Source organism: Klebsiella sp. PK01 (assembly GCF_057624675.1).
The window spans coordinates 647,955-670,201 of sequence record NZ_JBYEZM010000002.1 but is presented as its reverse complement, the minus strand read 5'-3'; the positions used below and the strand labels follow the sequence as shown (position 1 = coordinate 670,201).

The following is a 22,247-nucleotide window of genomic DNA, read 5'->3' as shown; positions in this document are numbered from 1 at the left end:
ATCTTCTCGCCTTGCTCTGCAAAACTGGGGTAACGCATGTCCGCAGCGACAAAAACGATAAACAACGCTTCAGAGAATCTCTCGCTATTTCGCATTACCTTTGCGGTTTTTCTGACCTATATGACCGTGGGGTTGCCGCTACCGGTTATCCCACTATTTGTGCATCACGATCTCGGCTTTGGCAACACTCTCGTCGGCGTGGCCGTCGGCATCCAGTTTCTCGCCACGGTCTTAACCCGCGGCTATGCCGGGAGACTGGCCGATCAGTACGGCGCGAAACGCTCGGTACTGCAAGGAATGCTGGCCTGTGCTCTGGCCGGCGGCGCCTGGCTGGCGGCGGCGCTGTTGCCGGTGCCGGTGATGGCCAAATTTGGCCTGCTGGTGCTGGGCCGTTTGATTCTCGGCTTTGGTGAAAGCCAACTGCTGACCGGTAACTTAAGCTGGGGATTAGGGCTGGTTGGCCCGCGTCGTTCCGGTAAAGTGATGTCGTGGAATGGCATGGCGATGTATGGGGCGCTGGCGGTGGGCGCGCCGCTGGGGCTGCTGATTTACAGCCGTTTCGGCGTGGCGACGCTGGCCTGCGTCACGATGGCGCTGCCGTTGCTGGCGTGGGCGATTAACGGCACGGTCCGTAAAGTTCCCGCTCACGGCGGCGAGCGTCCTTCGCTATGGAGCGTCATCGGCATGATCTGGCGGCCGGGGATTGGTCTCGGCCTGCAGGGCGTCGGCTTTGCGGTAATCGGCACCTTTGTTTCGCTCTATTTCGCCAGCCACGGCTGGGCGATGGCCGGCTTCACGTTGACCGCGTTTGGCGGCGCTTTTGTCCTGATGCGTATTCTGTTCGGCTGGATGCCGGATCGCTTCGGCGGCATTAAGGTGGCGATGGTGTCACTACTGATTGAAGCTATTGGCCTGACGCTGCTGTGGCAAGCGCCGGGCGCCTGGGTGGCGCTGGCGGGCGCCGCTTTGACCGGCTGCGGTTGCTCGCTTATCTTCCCGGCGCTGGGCGTTGAGGTAGTCAAACGGGTTCCGGCTCAGGTTCGCGGCACCGCGCTTGGCGGCTATGCCGCGTTTCAGGATATCTCTTATGGCGTCACCGGCCCGCTGACTGGCCTGCTTGCCACCTCGTTGGGCTATGCATCCGTTTTTCTTGCCGGGGCGATTTGCGCGGTATTAGGGATTGTGGTCACTCTGTTGACGCTACGTAAATAAAGGAATAACGGCGGCTATCAGGCCGCCGTTATTCTTTTAGGCTTACAGCACCAGCCACAGCAGAATAATCACCACCAGCAGCGCAATCGCCACCGTCCACGCTTTTTTACTATACACCGGATGGGGGGCGGGCAGCGGCTCGACCGGGGTAATTGCCATTGTCGCCTGGGCGCGGGCCACGCGTAGCGCAAAGACTTTATTTAATAGCGTTAGCACCTGCGGGCTGGTTAAGGTCGTCGTTGGCGTTACCTGCCAGCTGCTTTGCGCGAAATCGGCGATTTTCTGCCACTCCTGCGCCTCCAGCGGTTGCTTAAGCGCTGCCTGCAGCGAATTCATCGTCGGCGCGGTTTGCGCGCTCAGAGTTTGTCGCGCCTGCAGCCAGTACGAGAGCGGGGTGAAGTGGGTGGCGGGGATCAGTTCGCCGGATTTCACGCCGCACAGCTCAAGCATTGATTGCCAGATAAGCTTGCTCGATTCGCCGGTTGCGGCGGCCAGTTTGGTCACTAACTGATTCAGGGTGTTATGTTCCGCCGGCAGCAAAGGGCGCAGCGTCGGCGTACGCTGCTGTGGCTGCGGGATCGCCAACTGGCCGTTTTGCAGCAGATGCAGCACGTTCTCCAGCTGCGCTTGGGTTAGCGCATGCAGCACGGTTTGACCGTAATTCTGGCGGATATAATCGCTCACCGCCTGACGGTTATTTCCCTGAGTCAGCAGTTCGCTGAGCTGGGCGAGAATTTGCCGATGGTGGTGGTTTTGCTGAGCGATACTTAAGCGCTGATTCAGGTTGCTCTCAGCCGCGCTGAAATGGCTCGCCAGCAGCGGCGTGTCGCCTTTCAGACCCAGATCGTGCTTCACGCAGGCCCACACTTCGGCGTTTTGCTGCGATGTCAGCGTCACCAGACGCGTTATCAGCCGCTCCAGAACGGTGCGTTGCTGCATGGTGAGCGCATTTGGGCCCACGGCGGATGCGCCGGATGGGCCAGTCCCCGGAGGGCGATCGGACATACCTGAAACGGGTGGTGTCATGATGAATCCTTACCGTAGTGCTGTACTTAAGCCGGGTGATGATGTTCCTGGCGGCCAGATTATGGCACACTTCCCCGGTTTACTCTCGTTCTCAGACAGGTACTGAACCGTGAAAATCCTCGTTGATGAAAATATGCCCTATGCGCGTGAGCTTTTTAGCCGTTTGGGAGACGTGCAGGCCGTTCCCGGTCGTCCCATTCCGCAGGAAGCGTTAACCGACGCCGACGCGCTGATGGTGCGTTCCGTTACTAAGGTGAACGAAGCGCTGCTCTCCGGTAAGACGATTAAGTTTGTCGGCACCGCCACCGCAGGCACCGATCATGTCGATCAAGCGTGGCTGCAACAGGCGGGGATTGGCTTTTCCGCCGCGCCGGGCTGTAATGCGATCGCGGTGGTGGAGTATGTTTTCTCGGCGCTGCTGATGCTCGCCGAGCGCGATGGATTCGCGCTGGCTGACCGCACCGTCGGTATCGTCGGCGTCGGCAACGTTGGCGGGCGTTTGCAAAAACGTCTGGAAGCGCTGGGAATTAAAACGTTACTCTGCGATCCGCCGCGCGCCGATCGCGGCGATGAAGGCGACTTCCGCAGCCTGGACGAGTTAGTGCAGCAGGCGGATATCCTGACGTTCCACACGCCGTTGTTTAAAGACGGACAGTATAAAACGCTGCATCTGGCCGATGAAGCGCTGATTAGCCGCCTGCAGCCGGGAGCTATTCTGATTAACGCCTGCCGTGGCCCGGTGGTGGATAACGCGGCGCTGCTCAAGCGCTTGCAGGCCGGGCAGCAACTGAGTGTGGTGCTCGACGTCTGGGAACCCGAACCGGATCTGAATACCGAGTTGTTGGCGCGTGTCGATATCGGTACCTCGCATATCGCCGGTTATACCCTTGAAGGCAAAGCGCGCGGCACCACTCAGGTGTTTGAAGCCTATAGCGCGTTCATTGGCCATCCGCAGCAGGTGGCGCTGGACACGCTACTGCCGGCGCCGGAATTTGGCCGCATCACTCTGCACGGCCCGCTCGATCAGGCGACGCTGAAAAGGCTGGTCCATTTGGTGTATGATGTGCGCCGCGATGATGCGCCGCTGCGTAAAGTGGCAGGCATTGCCGGCGAATTCGACAAGCTGCGTAAAAATTATCAGGAACGCCGCGAATGGTCGTCCCTGTACGTACAGTGCAGCGATGAAAAAGCAGCGACGCTGCTGCGTCAGCTCGGTTTTAATGCCGTACATCATCCTGTTCGTTAATATCTTCTTAATGCCCCTGTCGGATAATCCGGCAGGGTCGCTATTTTCTGGAGTACACCACCATGTCTGAAGGCTGGAATATTGCCGTACTGGGCGCAACCGGCGCCGTAGGCGAAGCCCTGCTTGAAACCCTTGCTGAACGCCAGTTTCCGGTAGGCGAAATTTATGCGCTGGCGCGCAATGAAAGCGCGGGCGAACATCTGCGTTATGGTGGCAAATCGGTCATCGTGCAGGACGCCGCCGAATTTGACTGGACCCAGGCCCAGTTGGCTTTCTTCGCCGCAGGCGTCGAAGCCAGCGCGGCGTATGTCGAAGAAGCCACCAACGCCGGTTGTCTGGTTATCGATCTTAGCGGCCTGTTCGCGCTGGAGCCGGACGTGCCGCTGGTGGTGCCGGACGTTAACCCGTTCGTGCTCGGCGACTACCGCAACCGTAACGTGATTGCGGTACCAAACAGCCTGACCAGCCAGCTGCTGACGGCGCTGAAACCGCTGATCGATGATGGCGGCCTGTCGCGTATTACCGTTACTAATCTGCTGTCTGCCTCGGCGCAGGGGAAAAAAGCGGTCGATGCGCTGGCGGGGCAGAGCGCGAAGCTGCTGAACGGTATTCCGATTGATGAAGACGATTTCTTTGGTCGCCAGCTGGCATTCAATATGCTGCCGATTCTGCCGGATCGCGAAGGTAGCGTGCGCGAAGAACGACGTATCGTCGATGAAGCGCGCAAAATTCTCCAGGATGACGGCCTGATGATTTCCGCGAGCGTCGTGCAATCACCGGTCTTCTATGGTCATGCGCAGATGGTGAATTTTGAAGCGCTGCGTCCGCTGGCGGCGGAGGAGGCGCGCGACGCCTTTACCCGCGGCGAGGATATCGAGCTTTCTGAAGAGGGCGAATTCCCGACGCAGGTCGGCGATGCTTCCGGTAACGCGCGTCTGTCCATCGGCTGCGTGCATAACGATTACGGCATGCCCGAGCAGATTCAGTTCTGGTCGGTTGCCGATAACGTGCGCTTTGGCGGCGCGCTGATGGCGGTGAAAATCGCCGAGAAGCTGGTTCAGGAGTATTTGTACTGATGTCTGAAGCACAGCAGCAGCCGGTGTATAAAATCGCGCTGGGCATCGAGTACGACGGCAGCAAATACTACGGCTGGCAGCGGCAAAACGAAGTGCGCAGCGTGCAGGAAAAGCTGGAAAAGGCGCTGTCGCAGGTGGCGGCCGAACCGGTACACGTATTCTGCGCCGGGCGTACCGACGCCGGCGTTCACGGTACCGGCCAGGTGGTGCACTTTGAAACCCGCGCTCAGCGTAAAGACGCCGCCTGGACGCTGGGCGTAAATGCGAATTTACCTGGTGACATCGCCGTGCGTTGGGTGAAGCATGTTGCGGACGATTTTCACGCCCGCTTCAGCGCGACGGCCCGTCGTTACCGTTACGTCATCTATAATCACCGCCTGCGTCCGGCGGTGTTAAGCCAGGGGGTGACGCATTATTACCACCCTCTGGATGCCGGGCGGATGCATCGCGCCGCGCAGTGTTTAATTGGCGAGAATGACTTCACCTCGTTTCGCGCGGTGCAATGTCAGTCGCGCACGCCGTGGCGTAACGTGATGCATATCAACGTGACCCGTCACGGGGCTTATGTGGTGGTGGATATCAAGGCGAACGCTTTTGTTCATCATATGGTAAGGAACATCGTCGGCAGCCTGATGGAAGTAGGCGCCGGAAACCAGCCAGAGAGCTGGATTGCAGAACTGCTGGCGGCGAAGGACCGGACTCTGGCTGCCGCGACGGCGAAAGCGGAAGGATTGTATCTGGTGTCGGTGGATTATCCGGCCCATTTCGATCTGCCGGTAATGCCGATGGGCCCGCTATTTTTGGCGGACTAATATCAGCGCCCCCGTAACAGGGGGCGGTTGTCACTAAAGGCTAAGACAAATATGGACCTGATTCATTTTTTGATTGATTTCATCCTGCATATTGATGTGCACCTTGCGGAGCTGGTCGCGCAGTATGGCGTCTGGGTTTACGCCATACTGTTCTTGATTCTGTTCTGCGAAACCGGCCTGGTGGTGACGCCGTTCCTGCCCGGAGATTCTCTGCTGTTCGTCGCCGGCGCGCTCTCCGCGCTGCCAACTAACGATCTCAACGTACACCTGATGGTCGCGCTGATGGTCATTGCCGCCGTTGTTGGCGATGCCCTGAACTACACCATCGGTAGATTGTTCGGCGAAAAGCTATTCAGCAATCCGAACTCGAAGATTTTCCGTCGCAGCTATCTCGACAAAACCCATACCTTCTATGAACGCCACGGCGGCAAAACCATCATCCTCGCGCGTTTTGTGCCGATCGTCAGAACCTTTGCGCCGTTTGTGGCGGGAATGGGCCACATGTCCTATCGTCATTTTGCGGCGTATAACGTGGTAGGCGCGCTGCTGTGGGTACTGCTGTTCACCTACGCCGGGTACCTGTTCGGTGATTTGCCGATCGTGCAGGAAAATCTGAAGCTGCTGATCGTGGCGATTATCGTCCTGTCGGTACTGCCGGGTGTTATCGAAGTGATTCGCCATCGCCGGGCGGCGGCAAAGCAGGCTAAATAAGCCCTTAGCGGCATTTTCGCCGGGCGTTGCAATGACGTCCGGCGCGCAAAGTGTGAGCGGTTCGACCACTTTTTTATCCCATGTTACGGGATGTTATGATTTAATGTGCAACATTCATGGTCTGTGAGGGGCAAAAGTGGCATTATGCGCCCCTTGCGACAAAACTGGCATCGACCAGGTTCAGGTAGAAAGGTTATCAATGAGCTGGATTGAACGAATTAAAAGCAATATAACCCCCACCCGTAAGGCAAGTATTCCTGAAGGTGTATGGACCAAGTGCGACAGCTGCGGTCAGGTACTGTACCGCGCAGAGCTGGAGCGCAACCTGGAGGTTTGCCCTAAGTGCGATCACCACATGCGTATGTCGGCGCGCAATCGCCTGCATAGCCTGCTGGACGAAGGTTCTCTCGTGGAGCTGGGTAGCGAGCTCGAGCCAAAGGATGTGCTGAAGTTCCGCGATTCGAAAAAGTATAAAGACCGTCTGGCCTCTGCACAGAAAGAGACCGGCGAGAAAGACGCGCTGGTGGTGATGAAAGGCACCCTGCACGGCATGCCTGTCGTGGCGGCGGCATTTGAATTCGCCTTTATGGGCGGTTCGATGGGTTCCGTTGTTGGTGCGCGTTTCGTCCGTGCGGTTGAGCAGGCGCTGGAAGACAACTGCCCGCTAATCTGCTTCTCCGCTTCCGGCGGCGCCCGTATGCAGGAAGCGCTGATGTCGCTGATGCAGATGGCGAAGACCTCCGCGGCGCTGGCGAAAATGCAGGAACGCGGTTTACCGTACATCTCCGTGCTGACCGACCCGACCATGGGCGGCGTCTCCGCGAGCTTCGCGATGCTGGGCGATCTTAATATCGCCGAGCCGAAAGCGCTGATCGGCTTCGCCGGTCCTCGCGTTATCGAGCAGACCGTGCGTGAGAAGCTGCCGCCGGGATTCCAGCGCAGTGAGTTCCTGATTGAGAAAGGGGCGATCGACATGATTATCCGTCGTCCTGAAATGCGTCTGAAATTAGCCAGCATCCTGGCGAAACTGATGAATCTTCCTTCGCCGCAGGCCGATGCGCCTCACGAAGGCGAGGTGGTGCCACCGGTACCGGATCAGGAACCAGAGGCCTGATAATGCAGAGGGCAGGGCCGACAGGCGCTGCCCTTTTTTTTACCGTTAACTCTCGCGGACATCATGGAAAAAGATCCTATTCCTCAGGCCACGTCGCCCCTGGCTACGTGGCTTTCTTATCTGGAGCATCTGCACAGTAAAGCCATCGATCTGGGGCTTTCGCGGGTGAGCGAAGTCGCCGGACGGATGGCGATACTAAAACCGGCGCCGTTTGTCTTTACCGTGGCGGGTACCAACGGCAAAGGCACCACCTGCCGGACGCTGGAATCCGTGCTGATGGCGGCAGGTTATAAAGTTGGCGTGTATAGTTCGCCGCATCTGGTGCGCTATACCGAGCGCGTGCGCATTCAGGGCGCTGAGCTGCCGGAAGCGGCGCATACCGCCTCATTTGCCGAAATCGAAGCGGCGCGCGGCGATATCTCGCTGAGCTATTTTGAATTTGGCACGCTGTCCGCGCTATGGCTGTTTAAGCAGGCGCAGCTCGATGTGGTTATCCTCGAAGTGGGCCTCGGCGGGCGCCTGGACGCCACGAATATCGTCGATGCCGACGTGGCGGTGGTCACCAGCATCGCGCTGGATCATACCGACTGGCTGGGGCCGGATCGTGAAAGCATTGGCCGTGAAAAAGCCGGTATTTTCCGCGCCGGCAAACCGGCAGTGGTGGGCGAACCCGATATGCCGCACACGATTGCCGACGTGGCGGATGAAAAAGGCGCGACGCTGCTGCGCCGCGACCACGACTGGCGTTATAGCGTGACTGGCCAGTCATGGAACTTTAGCGATGGTCAGGGCGAGTTGGCAGGGCTGCCGCTGCCGAAGGTTCCATTGCCGAACGCCGCGACGGCGCTGGCGGCGCTACGCGCCAGCGGGCTTAACGTCGCTGAACAGGCGCTGCGCGACGGCATCCATCACGCCATGCTGCCGGGCCGCTTTCAGATTATCAGCGAGGCGCCGCGGGTGATCCTCGATGTCGCGCATAACCCGCATGCGGCGGCTTATCTCGCCGGGCGTCTCAAAACCTTAGCGAAAACGGGGCGCGTACTGGCGGTTATTGGTATGCTGCATGATAAAGATATCGCCGGAACCCTGGCGAATCTGGCGCCTGAAGTAGACGCGTGGTACTGCGCGCCGCTGGAAGGGCCGCGCGGCGCCACGGCGGATCAGCTGATTGCGCATCTGCGCGCAGGGCAAAGTTATGACAGCGTAGCCCAGGCGTGGCATGCCGCCATGGCGGATGCCAAAGCCGAAGATACGGTGCTGGTGTGTGGTTCCTTCCACACGGTAGCGCATGTAATGGAAGAGATAGACGCGGGGAGAATCGGTGGCGAGTAAGTTTCAGAACCGTTTAGTCGGGACGATTGTACTGGTAGCGCTGGGGGTAATTATTCTCCCGGGTCTGCTCGACGGTCAGAAAAAACATTATCAGGATGAATTTGCGGCGATCCCGTTGGTGCCGAAGCCGGGCGATCGCGATGAGCCGGATATGCTGCCGGCGGCTACCCAGGCGCTGCCTTCGCAGCCGCCGGAAGGCGCCGCGGAAGAGGTGAGAGCGGGAGACGCCGCAGCGCCATCGCTGGATCCGTCGCGCATCCCGGTGAATAACAATAGCTTCGATGAAGTTCAGGAGCCGGTGGTGGCCGCCAAGCCGCAGCCGAAACCACAGCCGAAGCCGGTTGAGAAACCGCAGCCGCAGCAGGTCGCGCAGACGCCGCCTCCGGCGAAACCGCAGCCGCAACCACAGCCGCAACAGCAGCAGGCCGCTATTCCGGCGCCGACCGGAAAAGCCTATGTGGTGCAGTTAGGGGCGTTGAAGAATGCCGATAAGGTTAACGAAATCGTGGGTAAACTGCGTTCCTCGGGCTTTAAAGCCTGGACATCGCCATCCACCCCGGTTCAGGGTAAAATTACCCGTATTCTGGTGGGGCCGGATGCGTCGAAAGACAAGCTGAAGGGGCAACTCGGCGAGCTGCAGCAAATTTCTGGCCTGAGCGGCGTGGTCATGGGATATAGCCCGAATTAAAAAACCATATCCGCTCCGATTGGGTGAGCCAGCAAGCGGGTTAACCTGCTGAAACCCTTGCCGGATACGCCCTGAAGAGGCGTCAGGCTGTATGGCGTTGAATGTTTTTTCAGCGCCATTTTTATTTCTGTAGGGCACGGAAATCCCTACGCAAACGTTTTCTTTTTCTGTTAGAATGCGCCCCGAACTGGACGACAGGGCGTAAAATCGTGGGATGTATATGGTCTGGATTGATTACGCCATTATTGCGGTAATTGGTTTTTCCTGTTTGGTTAGCCTTATCCGCGGCTTTGTTCGTGAAGCGTTATCGCTGGTGACATGGGGATGTGCCTTCTTTGTCGCCAGTCATTACTACACTTACCTGGCTGTCTGGTTCACGGGCTTTGAAGACGAACTGGTCCGAAATGGGATTGCTATCGCGATATTGTTTATCGCAACGCTTATCGTCGGCGCTATCGTTAACTATGTGATAGGCGCTCTGGTAGAGAAAACCGGTCTGTCAGGAACAGACAGGGTGTTGGGGATCTGTTTTGGCGCCCTGCGCGGCGTGCTGATCGTCTCCGCTATTCTGTTCTTTCTCGACAGCTTCACCGGTATGGCAAAAAGTGAAGACTGGCAAAAGTCTGAGCTTATCCCGCAGTTCAGTTTCGTTATCAGATGGTTCTTTGACTATCTGCAGAGCTCGTCAAGTTTCTTGCCCAAAGCATAAGCGTTGGGATGTAGCTTAACGAGGAAAAGACGTATGTGCGGTATTGTCGGTATCGCCGGTGTTATGCCGGTAAACCAGTCGATTTATGACGCGTTAACGGTGCTTCAGCATCGTGGGCAGGATGCCGCGGGCATCATCACCATTGATGCAAATAACTGCTTCCGTTTGCGTAAAGCCAACGGACTGGTGAGCGATGTGTTCGAAGCGCGCCACATGCAGCGTATGCAGGGAAATATGGGGATTGGCCACGTCCGTTACCCAACGGCAGGCAGTTCCAGCGCTTCTGAAGCGCAGCCTTTTTACGTTAACTCGCCGTACGGCATTACGTTGGCCCATAATGGCAACCTGACCAATGCCCACGAGCTGCGTCAAAAGCTGTTTGAAGAAAAACGCCGCCACATCAACACCACCTCCGATTCCGAAATTCTGCTCAATATCTTCGCCAGCGAGCTGGATAATTTCCGTCATTACCCGCTGGAAGCCGATAACATTTTCGCCGCGATTGCCGCGACGAACCGCCAGATCCGCGGCGCATACGCCTGCGTGGCGATGATTATCGGCCACGGCATGGTCGCCTTCCGCGACCCGAACGGTATTCGTCCGCTGGTGCTCGGCAAGCGCGATATCGGCGATGGCCGCACCGAGTATATGGTCGCCTCCGAAAGCGTGGCGCTGGATACATTGGGCTTTGAATTTCTGCGCGACGTCGCGCCGGGCGAAGCGGTCTACATCACCGAGAAAGGCCAGCTGTTTACCCGTCAATGTGCGGAAAACCCGGTCAGCAACCCATGCCTGTTCGAATACGTCTATTTCGCACGTCCGGACTCCTTTATCGACAAGATTTCCGTCTATAGCGCCCGTGTGAACATGGGCACGAAGCTTGGCGAGAAAATTGCCCGCGAGTGGGAAGATCTGGATATCGATGTCGTTATTCCGATCCCGGAAACCTCCTGCGATATCGCCCTGGAGATTGCCCGTATCCTCGATAAACCCTATCGTCAGGGTTTCGTCAAAAACCGCTATGTTGGCCGTACCTTTATCATGCCGGGCCAGCAACTGCGCCGTAAGTCCGTGCGCCGTAAGCTGAACGCCAACCGCGCCGAATTCCGTGATAAGAACGTGCTGCTGGTGGACGACTCTATCGTTCGCGGCACCACCTCTGAACAGATTATCGAAATGGCGCGCGAAGCCGGTGCGAAGAAAGTGTATCTGGCCTCCGCGGCGCCGGAAATTCGCTTCCCTAACGTTTACGGTATCGATATGCCGACCGCCAACGAGCTTATCGCCCACGGTCGCGAAGTTGACGAGATCCGTCAGATCATCGGCGCTGACGGCCTGATTTTCCAGGATCTGAACGATCTGATCGAAGCGGTACGCGCCGAGAACCCGGATATTCAGCAGTTCGAGTGTTCGGTCTTTAACGGCGTGTACGTCACCAAAGACGTAGACCAACAGTATCTCGATTATCTTGATTCCCTGCGCAACGACGATGCGAAAGCGGTCCAACTGCAAACCGAAGTTGAAAACTTAGAGATGCATAACGAAGGCTAATTCGTCCCTTGTTGCTGGCCCGCCGTCTTTCGAGGACCGCGGGCCTTTTTATTTTTTACCCGCCAGGTTGCGTCGGAGACTATAATCCGGCAAAGTCTGCGGCACTATGCGCAAGGGGTATAACATCGTGAAACGACTCATTATCGGCATTTCCGGCGCCAGCGGCGCGATTTACGGCGTACGCCTGCTACAGGTGCTGCGTGACGTCGCGGAGGTCGAGACCCATCTGATAATGAGCCAGGCGGCGCGTCAGACGCTGTCGCTGGAAACCGACTACTCGCTGCGGGAAGTGCAGGCGCTGGCCGATGTGGTACACGACGCGCGCGATATCGCCGCCAGCATCTCCTCCGGCTCGTTTAAAACCAGCGGGATGGTTATTCTACCGTGCTCGATGAAAACGCTCTCCGGCATCGTCAATAGCTATACCGACGGTCTGCTGACCCGCGCAGCAGACGTGGTGTTAAAAGAGCGCCGCCCGCTGGTACTTTGCGTACGCGAGACGCCGTTCCACCTTGGGCATCTGCGTTTAATGGTGCAGGCGGCGGAAATGGGCGCGGTGATTATGCCGCCGGTGCCGGCATTCTATCATCGTCCCCAGTCGCTGGATGATGTGATTAATCAGACGGTTAACCGGGTGATCGATCAGTTTGATATTGACCTGCCGCAGGACCTGTTTACCCGCTGGCAGGGCGGGGCCTGATGCACCTGTTTGGTGCATTTTATTTACCTTTGCCTTCCGCTGGTGCATTTTTGTTGTCCTGATCAAATCCTCGACATTTAATTTGTTTTTTTGCGTTTTGCCGCTGCGGTTTATCCGCCAATGCTGGTATCTTCCCTCTTAAGACAATCTTGCAACTTTATATTAACAAATTTAACGCTGTTACCGGCACGCACCGGGAAAATGGCATAAAACCTGCAAGAACTGTCGGCAACACACATAACCAGACAGCGCACAACATAACAACATCACGACACTTAAGGGCTTTCTATGAAGAAGACGATCCTGGCTCTCTCGTTAATCATGGGAATCAGTAGCGCCGCCAGCGTATCTGCGGCGCTGCCGCAAAGTATCCGCATCGGCACCGATACCACCTATGCGCCTTTCTCGTCGAAGGATTCGAAGGGCAACTTTATTGGCTTTGACATCGATCTGGGCAATGAACTGTGCTCGCGTATCAAGGTGAAGTGCACCTGGGTGGGCAGCGATTTTGACGCGCTGATCCCCTCGCTGAAAGCGAAGAAAATCGACGCGATTATCTCGTCGCTGTCGATTACCGAAAAACGCCAGCAGGAGATTGCGTTCTCTGACAAACTGTACGCGGCAGACTCTCGTCTGATCGCGGCAAAAGGCTCGCCGATTCAGCCTACGCTGGAGTCGCTAAAAGGCAAGCATGTTGGCGTACTGCAGGGCTCTACTCAGGAGGCCTATGCCAACGAACGCTGGCGCAGTCAGGGCGTGGATGTTGTCGCCTATGCCAACCAGGATCTGATCTATTCCGACCTCGCCGCCGGGCGTCTCGATGCGGCGCTGCAGGATGAAGTCGCGGCCAGCGAAGGTTTCCTCAAACAACCTGCCGGTAAAGATTACGCCTTTGCCGGCCCTTCCGTTAAAGACAAAAAATACTTCGGCGATGGTACCGGCATCGGCCTGCGCAAAGAAGATGGCGAGCTGAAAGCCGCTTTCGACAAAGCGCTGGGTGAGATGCGTAAAGACGGCACCTACGACAAAATGGCGAAGAAATACTTCAACTTTAACGTCTACGGCGATTAAGACTGTAGCGGTCTGGTTATGCCAGGCCGCTCCATTGCGACGCGGTTATTGTTGCCCTTGATAGGTGCAAGCGGTTAATGGCTTGCCCCAGAATGGGGCGACAGCGGTTTTTCTTTGTTCAGAAAGTGCATAGTTAAGCGTTTCTGATGCAAAAAAATCTGCTTTCATGCGCATTTTGCTTTGCCTTGGCAGGGCGAATAATGGCACGATAACTGACGTAAGTGCTTCTAATAAACCCGTTAGAATGACAGTCTGTTGAGGATAATTATGAAAAAACTGGCGTTGTCTCTTTCTTTGGCGCTGGCCCTTTCCAGCGTTTCCACGGTATTCGCAGCCATTCCACAGAAAATCCGTATTGGTACCGATCCTACTTATGCGCCGTTCGAATCGAAGAATGCGCAGGGTCAATTGATTGGTTTTGACATCGATCTGGCGAAAGAGCTGTGTAAGCGTATCAATACCCAATGTACCTTCGTTGAAAACCCGCTGGATGCGCTGATCCCCTCGTTAAAAGCGAAGAAAATCGATGCGATTATGTCCTCGCTGTCGATCACCGAAAAGCGCCAGCAGGAAATTGCTTTCACCGACAAACTTTATGCCGCTGATTCCCGTCTGGTGGTGAAAAAGGGCAGCGATATTACGCCAGACCTGAGCAAGCTGAAAGGCAAGCGCATTGGCGTGCTGCAGGGTACGACTCAGGAAACCTACGGCAACGAGCACTGGGCGCCGAAAGGCATTGAAATTGTCTCCTATCAGGGCCAGGACAATATCTATTCCGACCTGACCGCGGGCCGTATTGACGCCGCGTTCCAGGATGAGGTCGCCGCCAGCGAAGGTTTCCTCAAACAGCCGATTGGCAAAGATTATCAGTTTGGCGGCCCGTCCATTAAGGATGAGAAGTTGTTTGGCGTCGGTACCGGCATGGGCCTGCGTAAAGACGACACCGAGCTGCGTGAGGCGCTAAATAAAGCTTTCGCCGAGATGCGTAAAGACGGCACTTACGACAAGCTGGCGAAGAAATATTTCGACTTTAACGTGTACGGCGACTAATCATCGTTAGTACCTCGCCGCACGCGTTTTCACGTGCGGCGATCGATGACAGACAGGGCAGACAGCATGCTGTACGGGTTCTCACAGGTTATTTTTCAGGGCGCGCTGGTCACCCTTGAGCTGGCGCTTAGCTCGGTGGTGCTGGCGGTCCTTATCGGGCTGGTGGGCGCGGGGGCGAAACTATCCGCCAACCGGCCTATGGCGCTGGTGTTTGAAGGCTATACCACGCTGATCCGCGGGGTGCCGGATCTGGTGCTGATGCTGCTGATTTTCTATGGGCTGCAGATCGCCCTTAACAGCATTACCGATGCATTCGGCATGGCGCAATTTGATATTGATCCGATGATTGCCGGTATTATCACCCTCGGCTTTATCTATGGCGCGTACTTCACTGAAACCTTCCGCGGCGCGTTTCTGGCGGTGCCGAAAGGCCATATTGAAGCGGCGACGGCATTTGGCTTCAGCGGCTGGCAGACGTTCCGCCGCATCCTGTTTCCGGCGATGATGCGCTATGCGCTGCCCGGCATCGGCAACAACTGGCAGGTGATTCTCAAAGCCACCGCGCTGGTGTCGCTGCTCGGTCTGGAAGACGTGGTTAAGGCAACGCAGCTGGCGGGCAAAAGTACCTGGCAGCCGTTCTATTTCGCTATCGTCTGTGGGGCTGTCTATCTGGTGTTTACCACGATTTCCAATGGTGTGCTGCTGCTGCTTGAACGCCGCTACTCCGTGGGTGTGAAGAGGGCTGACCTGTGATTGAAATTATTCAGGAGTACTGGAAATCCCTGCTGTGGACCGACGGTTACCGTTTTACAGGCGTGGCGATCACCCTGTGGCTGTTGATTGCTTCAGTGGTGATGGGCGGCATCCTCGCGGTGTTTCTCGCCATCGGGCGCGTATCGAGCAATAAATACATTCAGTTTCCGATCTGGCTGTTTACCTATATTTTCCGCGGCACGCCGCTGTACGTGCAGCTGCTGGTGTTTTACTCCGGGATGTATACGCTGGAAATCGTCAAAGGCAGCGATCTGTTGAATGCGTTTTTCCGCAGCGGCCTGAACTGTACGGTATTGGCATTGACCTTAAATACCTGCGCCTACACCACCGAGATTTTTGCGGGGGCGATTCGTTCGGTGGCGCCGGGCGAGATTGAGGCCGCGCGGGCTTACGGCTTTTCATCAGTTAAGCTGTACCGCTGCATTATTTTGCCCTCTGCGCTACGTATTGCGCTGCCAGCGTACAGTAACGAAGTCATTCTGATGCTGCACTCGACGGCGCTGGCGTTTACCGCCACGGTGCCGGATTTGCTGAAAATCGCGCGCGATATTAACTCGGCGACCTATCAGCCGTTTACCGCTTTCGGTATCGCCGCGGTACTGTACTTAATTATTTCGTATGTGCTGATTAGCTTGTTCCGCAAGGCGGAAAAGCGCTGGCTGCAGCATATCAAACCTTCTTCGACGCACTGAGAAAGCCATGACCGACAATAAATTAAGCGTTATCGATCTGCATAAACGTTACGGCGAGCACGAGGTGCTGAAAGGCGTCTCGCTGAAAGCGAAGGCCGGAGACGTGATTAGTATTATCGGCTCATCGGGTTCCGGTAAAAGTACCTTCCTGCGCTGCATTAACTTTCTTGAGAAGCCAAGCGAAGGAACGATTATCGTCAACGGGCAGAATATTGGCCTGGTGCGCGATAAAGACGGCCAGTTGAAGGTAGCGGATAAAAACCAGCTGCGTCTGCTGCGCACGCGACTGACGATGGTGTTCCAGCACTTCAACCTGTGGAGCCACATGACGGTACTGGAAAACGTCATGGAGGCGCCGATTCAGGTGCTCGGCCTCAATAAACAGGAAGCGCGCGAGCGGGCGGTGAAGTATCTGGCGAAAGTCGGCATCGATGAACGCCAGCAGATCAAATATCCGGTACATCTTTCCGGCGGTCAGCAGCAGCGCGTGTCCATCGCGCGGGCGCTGGCGATGGAGCCGGACGTACTGTTGTTTGATGAGCCGACCTCGGCACTGGATCCGGAGCTGGTGGGCGAAGTATTGCGTATTATGCAAAAACTGGCGGAAGAGGGGAAAACCATGGTGGTCGTCACCCACGAAATGGGCTTTGCCCGCCACGTCTCTTCACACGTGATTTTCCTCCATCAGGGAAGAATCGAAGAAGAGGGGCATCCCGACGAGCTGTTCGGCAACCCGAAAAGCCAGCGCCTGCAGCAGTTCCTTAAAGGTTCACTGAAGTAATCGCCTTTAACCCGGCGGGTTTGCTCGCCGGGAATGACTTAACGCTCCAGTCGGTAGATCCAATCATCGTAATCCACGCCGTTGAGGTGGTAGGCCTGTTCCAGCACCTGAATGCGTACAAAACCCAGCTTTTCCAGCAGCCGCGACGACCCCAGGTTATCTCCCAGCACCCAGGCATTAATGGCGTGGATGCCAAGGGTGGTAAAGCCGTAATCACAAATCGCGCGCAGCGCTTCGCTGGCGTAGCCCTGACCCTGCGCTTGCGGCAGTAGCGCGTAGCCGACGTCGGCCTCGTGCGGATTTTTCGTACTGATGCGCAGACCAATATCTCCCAGCGGCGTGCCGGCAGAATCGCGCAACACAAAGACGCCGGCATCTTCACAGCGGCATTCAAACACGCTGCGTAGCGCCGTTTCGCTTAACACCTCACCCATGTAACGCATGACGTCAGGATCCTGACGCAGACGCAGAAAAAAGGGCCAATCGGCCGGAGTGAAGCGGGAAAGCAACAGGCGGGGCGTTGTTATCGTAGTCATAAAGCGATTAATCAGCTAAAACGAAAGCCTACTTTACCACCATGCTGCGCCGGGTAACATGCTCGTCCTCGCGAATCAGCCCGTGGGTGACGTGGCGCTCAGACTTTGCAGGTAGCGCTGCACGCGGCGATTTTCAGGTGAACGGCGAAGCTGTAGCGCCAGGTTGAGGCTATCCAGCAGTTGGGCGTTAGCCACCATCGGCGAATCGGCGGCGATGCGCTTTTCCGCGACTAACCATTCAACGACGGATTTCCAGCGCCAGAGAGGGGAAGTGCCTTTCACACGCTGTACGGGACCGGGAAACCGCCCGCTGCCGCGAGCGCCCTCTTTTAATAGCGCGATCGCCTGGCGGGAGACGCCGATAAGTTCGGCGATATCGCTCAGCCCGACCAATGTCGAATCGATGGACTCCACGCGGATATCTGGCAGCGCGGCGGTTTCTACATCGCGGATGGCGGACAGCGCCGCCTGTTCCAGCGATTGGCCCTCGCGATCGAACTCGAGGTAGACCGCGGTACCGTAAAAGCAGACCAGAGCGTCGCTACAGCCTGCGGCAAAGAGCGCATCTTCCAGTCCGGGCGTTTGACTGGTGACGCCGGATAGCGTCAGCGTAAAATTAAATATCGGCATCGTTTAGCGTTCCTTATGCGTGATGCGCGCGGTAGCCGGGATGGGACACCGTTCGACCATTCTGATTATTTGCCGGGCGTGGTTTTCAGGGACGGCGGGCGTCGACCAAATGCTCATCATATGTTCACGGTGTTCAGCCACGCCGCAGACGAGACGCCCAAAGCAATGAGCGCTTTTACCTGCAGGCAGCAATATCCACCCCCGCGCCAGCGCCGTGGCAATCGCCATCCTGATATGTTTGTCCGGATGTTCCTTCATCGTTAAATCCTGCTCAGAATAAAAAGAGTGTTGACGAGTGTCAACGTTTTTTGAGGGTATATTCCTCGTCAGGACGTTATGGCAGGAGAATATTTTTGCTGTTGGAATGTGCTTCACAAGAAACGTAGCAAGGAGAACAGGGAATTAACGATTTGCGAGGCGGCTTCCGCCCCAGAGAAGAGAATGGGGAGCCATTGCTCCCCGTTTATCTACCTAGCCCAACAGATCCTTCAGCGCCTCTTCCAGATCGTACCAGCGGAAGCTAAAGCCGGCGGCTTCCAGGCGTTTTGGCAGCGCGCGCTGGCCGCCGAGCACCAGTACCGAGGATTCCCCCATCAGCAGGCGAATGGCGGCGGCGGGAACGCGGAAAATCGCCGGGCGATTGAGCGCGTGGCCGAGCGCGTGGGCAAACTGTTCGTTACGCACGGGATAGGGCGAGACCATATTGAACGGGCCGCGCAGATCGTTATCCAGCAGCCACAGAATACCGTTCACCATATCATCGATATGGATCCACGCCAGATACTGGCGACCGTCGCCGATAGGTCCGCCCAGGCCGAGCTTAAACGCGGGCGTCATTTTGGCCAGGATCCCGCCGCGCGGCGCTAAGACGACGCCGGTGCGCAACAGGCACACGCGCGTGCGATCGCTTTGCGCCTCACAGGCGATTTGCTCCCAGCGGGCGCAAAGTTTATGGGTAAATTCGTTGTGCGGCGGCTCTTCCTCGGTCACCACGACTTCACCGAGATCGCCGTAATAGCCGGTAGCGGAACCGCTAATCAGCACGGAAGGTGGTGTTTCGCTGGCTTTAAATAACGCGACCAGCTGGCGGGTGATGTCCCAGCGGCTGTGGCACAAGCGCTCTTTTTGCTCTGCCGTCCAGCGCTTATCGGCGATCGGTTCGCCGGCAAGGTTAATGACGGCGTCAAAGCCATCAAGGTTGTTTTGCCCTTCGAAACCGCGCCACAGCGTGACGCGGGGATCGAGACGGGCTTTCACGCGTTCAGGGTTGCGGGTGGACACCGTAAGTTGGTGCCCAAGTTCCAGCAGCCTGGTAATAAGATGCCGACCAATGAGCCCGGTACCGCCAGTGAGCAGGATTTTCATACCGCCTCCCTTACAAACGTTTTAGCGCCGCCAGCTCATAGTCATCGATACTGAGTCGGCATAGCGCAGCGCGTGAAGTTTATCGATCTCTACTTCAGCATAAGTGACCCAGTGATGTTCGCATGCGATATTGAGCACATCCTGGGTTAATTTTTCCAGCAGCGAGAAGCGGTTATTCTCGATATGGCTGATGATGCGTTTAGTAATGGTGCGATAGTTCAGGGCATCATTGATGTCTTCGCTGTCGCGAGCCTTATCGGCCGGATAGTGAATCACCACATTCACCAACACATCCTGACGGTTGGCGATCTCTTCCTCTTTGATTCCAATAAAAGTACGCAGGCGCAGGTTCTTAATACGAATAATGGCGTCTGGCTGAGACATTGCAGGCTTCCTCCGTGTAGTAATTTCCGCAATCATACATCAAAGCACGCCCTGCGAGCAGGGGATTAATACTGTTGCGTTTTGAGTAGCGCTTGTTGCGTTGCCGGGCGCTGGCGGATGCGTTCAAACCAGTTATGCACCGCCGGGAACTGGCTAAGATCGATGCGTTGGCGCTGGTGGGCATTAATCCATGGCCAGCAGGCGATATCGGCGATACTGTAGTGCTCGCCGCCCAACCATGGACTGGCTTCAAGACGCCGGTTCATTACGCCATACAGGCGCTGGCTTTCGACCTGATAGCGTTCGATGGCGTAGGGGACAGCCTGAGGCGCGTGATGGTTAAAGTGGTGGTTTTGCCCAAGCATCGGCCCCAGACCGCCGACCTGCCAGAACAGCCATTGCAGGGTGGTATGCCGTTCGCGCAGCTCGCCGCTCAGTAATTTTCCCGATTTTTCCGCCAGATAGAGCAGGATCTCTCCGGACTCAAACAGGCTTAACGGCGCGCCGCCGTCGACCGGAACGTGGTCAACGATCGCCGGGATCTTATTATTTGGCGAGATAGCCAGAAACTGCGGGCGAAACTGTTCACCTTTGCCGATATCGACGCGTATCAGGCGATAGGCCAGCTGCGCCTCTTCGAGAAAAAGAGTGATTTTGTGGCCGTTGGGGGTGGCTGCGTAGTAAAGATCGATCATGAGGTCTCCCGCCATCGAAGGTCGCAAACGTTTCGAGTATAGGCGACCTGCGCCATCGCGGGGCAAAGATTATATTGCGAAATCCTCATGCGGCTGCCAGTGACATCTTATAGCAGACCAGCTATGTTGATTTATCTCCCCCTGGCTTCATTGAGGATGTTATGAATCAGCCTGTTATTACCCTGTGGTCCGATGCCGATTTTTTCTCCCCCTATGTGATGTCCGTGTACGTGGCGCTGCAGGAAAAAAGCCTGCCGTTCACTCTTAAGACCGTCAATCTCGACAGCGGCGAGCATCTGCAGCCAGGCTGGAAGGGCTACTCCGCGACACGGCGCGTGCCGCTGCTGGAAGTGGATAATTTTTCGCTGAGCGAATCCTCGGCCATTACCGAATACCTTGATGAACGCTTTGCGCCGCCGGAGTGGGAGCGCTTGTATCCGCACGACCTGCAAAAACGCGCGCGGGCGCGGCAGGTGCAGGCCTGGCTGCGCAGCGATCTGATGCCCATACGCGAAGAACGCTCCACCGATGTGGTGTTTGGCGGTGTGAAGAAGCCGGCGCTGAGCGCCGCGGGGCAAACCAGCGCGGCTAAACTCTTTGCTACCGCCGGCGCGCTTTTGGCGCATGGCGGGCAGAATCTGTTTGGCGAATGGTGTATCGCGGATGCCGATCTTGCACTGATGCTAAACCGTCTGGTGCTGAACGGCGACGAGGTGCCGGAAGCGCTGGCGGACTACGCGAGCTTCCAGTGGCAGCGGGCGTCTGTTCAGCGTTATGCCGCACTGTCGGCTAAACGTAGCGGCTGATAAGCGCAGGCAGTTCCGTTATCATAGACAGACCGTATTGTCTGGTAAGGGGTTGATATGAAACTGATGTTCGCATCCGATATTCACGGCTCGCTGCCTGCGACCGAACGCGTTCTGGAACGTTTCGCGCAGAGCGGGGCGCAGTGGCTGGTTATCCTCGGCGATGTGCTTAATCACGGGCCGCGCAACGCGCTGCCGGAAGGGTATGCGCCGGCGCAGGTCGCCGAGCGGCTGAACAGCGTCGCGCAGCGGATTATCGCCGTCCGCGGTAACTGCGATAGCGAAGTCGATCAAATGCTGCTGCATTTCCCCATTACCGCCCCCTGGCAGCAGGTGCTCAGCGAACGCTACCGCCTGTTTTTGACCCACGGTCATCTCTATAGTCCGGATAATTTGCCGCCGCTCGCCGCTGGCGATGTACTGGCTTATGGTCATACTCATATTCCGGTTGCCGAGAAACGCGGCGATATTTTCCTCTTCAATCCTGGTTCTGCGAGCATCCCGAAAGGCGGCTTTGCCGCCAGCTACGGCATGCTGGAAGATGATCGGCTGCAGGTTTTCGCACTCAAAGATAATCAGGTTATTGCAGAGGCCGCAATTTACCCGTAATTTACCCCTCAATCGTAAAGACGCGCCGCGAGAGCGCTTAAAAGTAAGGTTTCCTGATGGCGGAACAGAAGCATTTGGCAAGCACAGAATGGGTCGATATTGTTAATGAAAACAATGAGGTGATAGCACAGTCCAGCCGCGAGCAGATGCGCGCGCAGTGTCTGCGTCACCGCGCGACCTATATTGTGGTTCATGATGGGATGGGCAAAATTCTGGTGCAGCGCCGTACCGAGAGCAAAGATTTCATGCCGGGCATGCTGGATGCGACCGCCGGCGGCGTGGTGCAGGCGGATGAACAGCTGCTGGACTCTGCGCGCCGCGAAGCGGAAGAAGAGCTGGGGATTGCGGGCGTGCCTTTTGCCGATCACGGCCAATTCTACTACGAAGATAAACACTGCCGCGTCTGGGGAAGCCTGTTTAGCTGTGTTTCTCATGGCCCGTTCGCCCTGCAGGAAGAAGAGGTCAGCGAAGTATGCTGGCTGACGCCGGAAGAGATCACCGCGCGCTGCGATGAGTTCACCGCCGATTCACTGAAAGCGCTGGCGCTGTGGATGACCCGTAACGCGGGCAATACCGGCCACGATCGCGACGAGCCGGAAGAAGACGAAGCGTAATTTCCTTTACGTGTTAGCGTCATAAAAAAGGCAGCCATTTGGCTGCCTTTTTTGTCTCAGCGG

27 protein-coding genes and 1 pseudogene are annotated in these 22,247 nt (G+C 56.8%); 19 read left to right on the top strand and 9 right to left on the bottom strand.

Annotation, left to right across the window (positions count from 1 at the left end; all coding sequences use genetic code 11):
* Positions 1-36 precede the first annotated feature (36 nt).
* Positions 37-1,212 (top strand): MFS transporter, encoded by a 1,176-nt coding sequence (locus tag AC22LX_RS08360; RefSeq protein WP_045391503.1) that lies wholly within the window; start codon positions 37-39, stop codon positions 1,210-1,212.
* Between the two features lie 42 nt (positions 1,213-1,254).
* Here AC22LX_RS08360 and flk read toward each other — a convergent pair whose 3' ends face one another.
* Positions 1,255-2,238, bottom strand: coding sequence for a flagella biosynthesis regulator Flk (gene flk / locus AC22LX_RS08355; RefSeq protein ID WP_063410962.1), 984 nt, complete (start codon positions 2,236-2,238; stop codon positions 1,255-1,257).
* 109 nt (positions 2,239-2,347) lie between these two features.
* Here flk and pdxB point away from each other — a divergent pair, with 109 nt between their 5' ends.
* The 10 genes from pdxB to AC22LX_RS08305 all read left to right on the top strand — a co-directional run bounded on the left by pdxB (position 2,348) and on the right by AC22LX_RS08305 (position 12,177).
* Positions 2,348-3,484 carry a 4-phosphoerythronate dehydrogenase PdxB gene (pdxB, locus tag AC22LX_RS08350; protein WP_045391501.1) on the top strand — a complete coding sequence of 379 codons (1,137 nt, stop codon included), beginning with the start codon at positions 2,348-2,350 and terminating at the stop codon, positions 3,482-3,484.
* A 62-nt stretch (positions 3,485-3,546) separates the two neighbouring features.
* A complete protein-coding gene (locus tag AC22LX_RS08345) occupies positions 3,547-4,560 on the top strand; it encodes an aspartate-semialdehyde dehydrogenase (protein WP_045364476.1) in 1,014 nt (337 codons plus the stop codon).
* Complete coding sequence (truA, locus tag AC22LX_RS08340; protein ID WP_032708800.1) at positions 4,560-5,372, top strand: tRNA pseudouridine(38-40) synthase TruA; 813 nt, start codon at positions 4,560-4,562, stop codon at positions 5,370-5,372. Before AC22LX_RS08345 ends, truA begins: the two co-directional genes overlap by 1 nt.
* A gap of 51 nt (positions 5,373-5,423) precedes the next feature.
* Positions 5,424-6,083, top strand: a complete 660-nt coding sequence (locus AC22LX_RS08335) for a DedA family protein (RefSeq protein ID WP_015365553.1) — start codon at positions 5,424-5,426, stop codon at positions 6,081-6,083.
* A gap of 199 nt (positions 6,084-6,282) precedes the next feature.
* Positions 6,283-7,197 (top strand): acetyl-CoA carboxylase, carboxyltransferase subunit beta, encoded by a 915-nt coding sequence (gene accD, locus AC22LX_RS08330; RefSeq protein ID WP_015365554.1) that lies wholly within the window; start codon positions 6,283-6,285, stop codon positions 7,195-7,197.
* A 63-nt stretch (positions 7,198-7,260) separates the two neighbouring features.
* Complete coding sequence (gene folC, locus AC22LX_RS08325) at positions 7,261-8,529, top strand: bifunctional tetrahydrofolate synthase/dihydrofolate synthase (protein WP_045391500.1); 1,269 nt, start codon at positions 7,261-7,263, stop codon at positions 8,527-8,529.
* Complete coding sequence (gene dedD, locus AC22LX_RS08320; RefSeq protein WP_045391498.1) at positions 8,519-9,217, top strand: cell division protein DedD; 699 nt, start codon at positions 8,519-8,521, stop codon at positions 9,215-9,217. The genes folC and dedD overlap by 11 nt, the downstream gene beginning before the upstream one ends.
* Positions 9,218-9,437: 220 nt before the next feature.
* Positions 9,438-9,926, top strand: coding sequence for a colicin V production protein (cvpA, locus tag AC22LX_RS08315; protein ID WP_015706172.1), 489 nt, complete (start codon positions 9,438-9,440; stop codon positions 9,924-9,926).
* A 33-nt stretch (positions 9,927-9,959) separates the two neighbouring features.
* Entirely contained in the window at positions 9,960-11,477 is a 1,518-nt protein-coding gene (gene purF / locus AC22LX_RS08310) for an amidophosphoribosyltransferase (protein WP_015365559.1), read from the top strand.
* A gap of 127 nt (positions 11,478-11,604) precedes the next feature.
* Positions 11,605-12,177 carry a UbiX family flavin prenyltransferase gene (locus AC22LX_RS08305; protein ID WP_015365560.1) on the top strand — a complete coding sequence of 191 codons (573 nt, stop codon included), beginning with the start codon at positions 11,605-11,607 and terminating at the stop codon, positions 12,175-12,177.
* A gap of 110 nt (positions 12,178-12,287) precedes the next feature.
* Here AC22LX_RS08305 and AC22LX_RS08300 read toward each other — a convergent pair whose 3' ends face one another.
* Positions 12,288-12,416: a hypothetical protein gene (locus tag AC22LX_RS08300; protein WP_162184053.1), complete on the bottom strand. Its 129-nt coding sequence runs from the start codon at positions 12,414-12,416 to the stop codon at positions 12,288-12,290.
* A 49-nt stretch (positions 12,417-12,465) separates the two neighbouring features.
* Here AC22LX_RS08300 and argT point away from each other — a divergent pair, with 49 nt between their 5' ends.
* Positions 12,466-13,248, top strand: coding sequence for a lysine/arginine/ornithine ABC transporter substrate-binding protein ArgT (argT, locus tag AC22LX_RS08295; RefSeq protein ID WP_015365561.1), 783 nt, complete (start codon positions 12,466-12,468; stop codon positions 13,246-13,248).
* Positions 13,249-13,293: 45 nt separating this feature from the next.
* On the opposite strand, the gene AC22LX_RS08290 is transcribed toward argT, so the two are convergent.
* Positions 13,294-13,422, bottom strand: a complete 129-nt coding sequence (locus tag AC22LX_RS08290; protein ID WP_263303189.1) for a hypothetical protein — start codon at positions 13,420-13,422, stop codon at positions 13,294-13,296.
* Between the two features lie 93 nt (positions 13,423-13,515).
* On the opposite strand from AC22LX_RS08290, the gene hisJ reads away from it, so the two are divergent.
* The 4 genes from hisJ (at position 13,516) to hisP (ending at position 16,545) form a co-directional block, all read left to right on the top strand.
* On the top strand, positions 13,516-14,298 hold the full coding sequence (gene hisJ / locus AC22LX_RS08285; RefSeq protein ID WP_015365563.1) for a histidine ABC transporter substrate-binding protein HisJ: 783 nt from the start codon (positions 13,516-13,518) through the stop codon (positions 14,296-14,298).
* A gap of 66 nt (positions 14,299-14,364) precedes the next feature.
* Positions 14,365-15,051: a histidine ABC transporter permease HisQ gene (locus AC22LX_RS08280; protein ID WP_487333963.1), complete on the top strand. Its 687-nt coding sequence runs from the start codon at positions 14,365-14,367 to the stop codon at positions 15,049-15,051.
* The gene (locus AC22LX_RS08275; protein ID WP_015365565.1) at positions 15,048-15,764 is read left to right on the top strand and encodes an ABC transporter permease; all 717 of its coding nucleotides are present in this window, start codon (positions 15,048-15,050) and stop codon (positions 15,762-15,764) included. The genes AC22LX_RS08280 and AC22LX_RS08275 overlap by 4 nt, the downstream gene beginning before the upstream one ends.
* 7 nt (positions 15,765-15,771) lie before the next feature.
* Positions 15,772-16,545, top strand: coding sequence for a histidine ABC transporter ATP-binding protein HisP (gene hisP, locus AC22LX_RS08270; RefSeq protein WP_015365566.1), 774 nt, complete (start codon positions 15,772-15,774; stop codon positions 16,543-16,545).
* Here the strand turns inward: hisP and AC22LX_RS08265 are convergent.
* From AC22LX_RS08265 to yfcG, 6 genes and pseudogenes are all read right to left on the bottom strand, one after another.
* Positions 16,526-17,081, bottom strand: a pseudogene (locus tag AC22LX_RS08265) (GNAT family N-acetyltransferase). The gene hisP and the pseudogene AC22LX_RS08265 sit on opposite strands and share 20 nt — an antisense overlap.
* A 75-nt stretch (positions 17,082-17,156) precedes the next feature.
* Entirely contained in the window at positions 17,157-17,711 is a 555-nt protein-coding gene (locus AC22LX_RS08260; protein WP_063447806.1) for a hypothetical protein, read from the bottom strand.
* Between the two features lie 3 nt (positions 17,712-17,714).
* On the bottom strand, positions 17,715-17,969 hold the full coding sequence (locus tag AC22LX_RS08255; RefSeq protein ID WP_063447805.1) for a hypothetical protein: 255 nt from the start codon (positions 17,967-17,969) through the stop codon (positions 17,715-17,717).
* A 213-nt stretch (positions 17,970-18,182) separates the two neighbouring features.
* Positions 18,183-19,076 carry a TIGR01777 family oxidoreductase gene (locus AC22LX_RS08250; protein ID WP_063447804.1) on the bottom strand — a complete coding sequence of 298 codons (894 nt, stop codon included), beginning with the start codon at positions 19,074-19,076 and terminating at the stop codon, positions 18,183-18,185.
* Positions 19,077-19,097: 21 nt separating this feature from the next.
* Positions 19,098-19,460 (bottom strand): dihydroneopterin triphosphate 2'-epimerase, encoded by a 363-nt coding sequence (gene folX / locus AC22LX_RS08245; protein ID WP_015365570.1) that lies wholly within the window; start codon positions 19,458-19,460, stop codon positions 19,098-19,100.
* 65 nt (positions 19,461-19,525) lie between these two features.
* Positions 19,526-20,155, bottom strand: coding sequence for a GSH-dependent disulfide bond oxidoreductase (yfcG, locus tag AC22LX_RS08240; protein WP_045391486.1), 630 nt, complete (start codon positions 20,153-20,155; stop codon positions 19,526-19,528).
* A gap of 161 nt (positions 20,156-20,316) precedes the next feature.
* Between yfcG and yfcF the strand changes: the two genes are divergently transcribed.
* Genes yfcF through yfcD form a run of 3 tightly spaced genes read left to right on the top strand, consistent with a single transcriptional unit; the run spans position 20,317 to position 22,184 of the window.
* On the top strand, positions 20,317-20,961 hold the full coding sequence (gene yfcF / locus AC22LX_RS08235; protein ID WP_045391484.1) for a glutathione transferase: 645 nt from the start codon (positions 20,317-20,319) through the stop codon (positions 20,959-20,961).
* A gap of 57 nt (positions 20,962-21,018) precedes the next feature.
* Positions 21,019-21,570, top strand: a complete 552-nt coding sequence (gene yfcE, locus AC22LX_RS08230) for a phosphodiesterase (RefSeq protein ID WP_045391481.1) — start codon at positions 21,019-21,021, stop codon at positions 21,568-21,570.
* 56 nt (positions 21,571-21,626) lie between these two features.
* A complete protein-coding gene (gene yfcD / locus AC22LX_RS08225) occupies positions 21,627-22,184 on the top strand; it encodes an NUDIX hydrolase YfcD (protein ID WP_015365574.1) in 558 nt (185 codons plus the stop codon).
* The last annotated feature ends 63 nt before the right edge of the window (positions 22,185-22,247 follow it).

What these genes read in the sequence shown, in the direction of transcription:
- AC22LX_RS08360 (WP_045391503.1), top strand. Translation starts at nt 37, where the DNA reads ATGTCCGCAGCGACAAAAACGATAAACAACGCTTCAGAGAATCTCTCG.
- flk (WP_063410962.1), bottom strand. Translation starts at nt 2,238, where the DNA reads ATGACACCACCCGTTTCAGGTATGTCCGATCGCCCTCCGGGGACTGGC.
- AC22LX_RS08345 (WP_045364476.1), top strand. Translation starts at nt 3,547, where the DNA reads ATGTCTGAAGGCTGGAATATTGCCGTACTGGGCGCAACCGGCGCCGTA.
- truA (WP_032708800.1), top strand. Translation starts at nt 4,560, where the DNA reads ATGTCTGAAGCACAGCAGCAGCCGGTGTATAAAATCGCGCTGGGCATC.
- AC22LX_RS08335 (WP_015365553.1), top strand. Translation starts at nt 5,424, where the DNA reads ATGGACCTGATTCATTTTTTGATTGATTTCATCCTGCATATTGATGTG.
- accD (WP_015365554.1), top strand. Translation starts at nt 6,283, where the DNA reads ATGAGCTGGATTGAACGAATTAAAAGCAATATAACCCCCACCCGTAAG.
- folC (WP_045391500.1), top strand. Translation starts at nt 7,261, where the DNA reads ATGGAAAAAGATCCTATTCCTCAGGCCACGTCGCCCCTGGCTACGTGG.
- cvpA (WP_015706172.1), top strand. Translation starts at nt 9,438, where the DNA reads ATGGTCTGGATTGATTACGCCATTATTGCGGTAATTGGTTTTTCCTGT.
- purF (WP_015365559.1), top strand. Translation starts at nt 9,960, where the DNA reads ATGTGCGGTATTGTCGGTATCGCCGGTGTTATGCCGGTAAACCAGTCG.
- AC22LX_RS08300 (WP_162184053.1), bottom strand. Translation starts at nt 12,416, where the DNA reads ATGTGTGTTGCCGACAGTTCTTGCAGGTTTTATGCCATTTTCCCGGTG.
- argT (WP_015365561.1), top strand. Translation starts at nt 12,466, where the DNA reads ATGAAGAAGACGATCCTGGCTCTCTCGTTAATCATGGGAATCAGTAGC.
- AC22LX_RS08290 (WP_263303189.1), bottom strand. Translation starts at nt 13,422, where the DNA reads ATGCGCATGAAAGCAGATTTTTTTGCATCAGAAACGCTTAACTATGCA.
- hisJ (WP_015365563.1), top strand. Translation starts at nt 13,516, where the DNA reads ATGAAAAAACTGGCGTTGTCTCTTTCTTTGGCGCTGGCCCTTTCCAGC.
- AC22LX_RS08280 (WP_487333963.1), top strand. Translation starts at nt 14,365, where the DNA reads ATGCTGTACGGGTTCTCACAGGTTATTTTTCAGGGCGCGCTGGTCACC.
- hisP (WP_015365566.1), top strand. Translation starts at nt 15,772, where the DNA reads ATGACCGACAATAAATTAAGCGTTATCGATCTGCATAAACGTTACGGC.
- AC22LX_RS08260 (WP_063447806.1), bottom strand. Translation starts at nt 17,711, where the DNA reads ATGCCGATATTTAATTTTACGCTGACGCTATCCGGCGTCACCAGTCAA.
- AC22LX_RS08255 (WP_063447805.1), bottom strand. Translation starts at nt 17,969, where the DNA reads ATGAAGGAACATCCGGACAAACATATCAGGATGGCGATTGCCACGGCG.
- AC22LX_RS08250 (WP_063447804.1), bottom strand. Translation starts at nt 19,076, where the DNA reads ATGAAAATCCTGCTCACTGGCGGTACCGGGCTCATTGGTCGGCATCTT.
- folX (WP_015365570.1), bottom strand. Translation starts at nt 19,460, where the DNA reads ATGTCTCAGCCAGACGCCATTATTCGTATTAAGAACCTGCGCCTGCGT.
- yfcG (WP_045391486.1), bottom strand. Translation starts at nt 20,155, where the DNA reads ATGATCGATCTTTACTACGCAGCCACCCCCAACGGCCACAAAATCACT.
- yfcF (WP_045391484.1), top strand. Translation starts at nt 20,317, where the DNA reads ATGAATCAGCCTGTTATTACCCTGTGGTCCGATGCCGATTTTTTCTCC.
- yfcE (WP_045391481.1), top strand. Translation starts at nt 21,019, where the DNA reads ATGAAACTGATGTTCGCATCCGATATTCACGGCTCGCTGCCTGCGACC.
- yfcD (WP_015365574.1), top strand. Translation starts at nt 21,627, where the DNA reads ATGGCGGAACAGAAGCATTTGGCAAGCACAGAATGGGTCGATATTGTT.